General features: G+C 42.0%; 3 protein-coding genes. 1 reads left to right on the plus strand and 2 read right to left on the minus strand.

Annotated elements, in window-relative coordinates; all coding sequences use genetic code 11:
* Positions 1 to 63: 63 nt before the first annotated feature.
* Together V7L97_RS11155 and V7L97_RS11160 are read right to left on the minus strand one after the other, a co-directional pair.
* A complete protein-coding gene (locus V7L97_RS11155; protein WP_333655990.1) occupies positions 64 to 312 on the minus strand; it encodes a glutaredoxin family protein in 249 nt (82 codons plus the stop codon).
* A 3-nt stretch (positions 313 to 315) separates the two neighbouring features.
* Positions 316 to 897: an HD domain-containing protein gene (locus V7L97_RS11160; protein WP_333655991.1), complete on the minus strand. Its 582-nt coding sequence runs from the start codon at positions 895 to 897 to the stop codon at positions 316 to 318.
* 119 nt (positions 898 to 1,016) lie between these two features.
* Between V7L97_RS11160 and V7L97_RS11165 the strand changes: the two genes are divergently transcribed.
* A complete protein-coding gene (locus V7L97_RS11165; RefSeq protein ID WP_333655992.1) occupies positions 1,017 to 1,349 on the plus strand; it encodes a hypothetical protein in 333 nt (110 codons plus the stop codon).
* The last annotated feature ends 162 nt before the right edge of the window (positions 1,350 to 1,511 follow it).

Here is a 1,511-nt window from a genome sequence, read left to right on the forward strand (position 1 = left end):
TGTCAAAACAGAGCTTCTGAACGAAAGAGACTTGTCCTTATCGCTGAATCACGATTAAAGTTATTAATTATCAGAGTTTTCTTCCAGTTTCTTCAGAAGGTCTTTTTTCTTGATTCTTCCGTGAAGGGTTGAGCCGTCTTTGAACTCAAATACAGGGATATCGAACCTGTAGAGTTCATAAAGCGCATCGTTAGAGGTTATGTCTATTTTGTTGACTTCTATTTCGTATTTTCCCATTAGGCCGTTCAGCATCTCCTCTGCCATGTCGCACAGCCAGCATCCCGGTTTATAGTAAAAAGTCAGCCTGACCATAGGTTATTTCTTATCCTTTGAGCCGTGCACCCACCAGTCGCTCTTGTCCTTAAACCACCAGAGTGACGAATCCGTTTCTATTATTGTTTCTGCAAGTTCCCTCGCGATATCTGTCTTAAGTCGCTTCATGGCAAAATCGAGCCATTCATCAGCGTATTTATTACCGAGGTCTTTGTATTCCTTCAATGCGAGTATCATTTCGAGCTGGTCGGCATCATAAGCCAACTGCGCCTCAAGGGTCTTTCCTTCCAAAAACTCGAGGATAAGTTCTTTTATCTCGTCTCCGAAAGGCAATGTTCCTGAAAGGTCATCGATTGCCTTATGCTCATCAGGTTTAACGTACTTTTTGTTAACATAATTCAGATCTCCTGTCCTTGCCTCATGAAGGTCATGGAACAGGCACATCTTGATAAGCTTGTCCGTATCCGCATTCTCTGTCATTCGTCCAAGGGCATATCCGATATACACTGTCCTGAATATATGCTCTGCAACTGATTCGGCCCCTGAGCCTAAAAACTGAAAGCCGGTGCGTGGCGTGCGCTTTAGCATTCCTGCCTCGAATAGAAAATTTGCTATCCTCTTCACAATGTTCTCCATAAAATGATATTAGTTTTGACTTATTATTTTACTTCTGCATTGAGTATTTTTTCAAAAATTGGGTAAAATTTAAGGGTTTTAATATCAGATGGCACGGAGGTATTTTAATGGAACTGGATGTAAGCATAGATAAAGATTCCATCTCAATCACTATCAGCAATCCTTTTCGCCTCGATGTAGATGCAATTGCGGAAAAAATAGAGGGCTTTGTTTCTTCTAAAGGGCTCAGATTGAACGGCTTTGACATAAAGGGACTCCTTCCCAAAATGGTCAGGGGCATTGCAGGATGCGAGGGCGGATGTCCTGCCAATGCACTGGAACTCGTGAGCAGCGGATTTAAGAATTTCGACCTTGCCTATATAGAAGGAGGAATACTCACAGCAAAGGCCGAACTGGAAAATGGAAAAGTACTTAACCTCAAAATGTTTCCGGATTTTTAGGCTCAGCAATGGATTTCTGTGAAGAAGAGTAAAAAACTTCTGTTTGACCGGATTATGAAAGGCATCCCCTTCTTTGCATGCCTTTCCGAAGATGAGATCAAGGATCTGCGGCATGTGCTCGTCGAAAAGCATTTCTCAAGAAACAAGATAATATTTGTGGAA

The sequence above is a fragment of the Dissulfurispira sp. genome (genome assembly GCF_036745535.1).
GTDB lineage: Bacteria > Nitrospirota > Thermodesulfovibrionia > Thermodesulfovibrionales > Dissulfurispiraceae > Dissulfurispira.

Bases quoted from the DNA above. Each gene is read 5' to 3' on its own strand.
- V7L97_RS11155 (WP_333655990.1), bottom strand. From the start codon at position 312: ATGGTCAGGCTGACTTTTTACTATAAACCGGGATGCTGGCTGTGCGAC.
- V7L97_RS11165 (WP_333655992.1), top strand. From the start codon at position 1,017: ATGGAACTGGATGTAAGCATAGATAAAGATTCCATCTCAATCACTATC.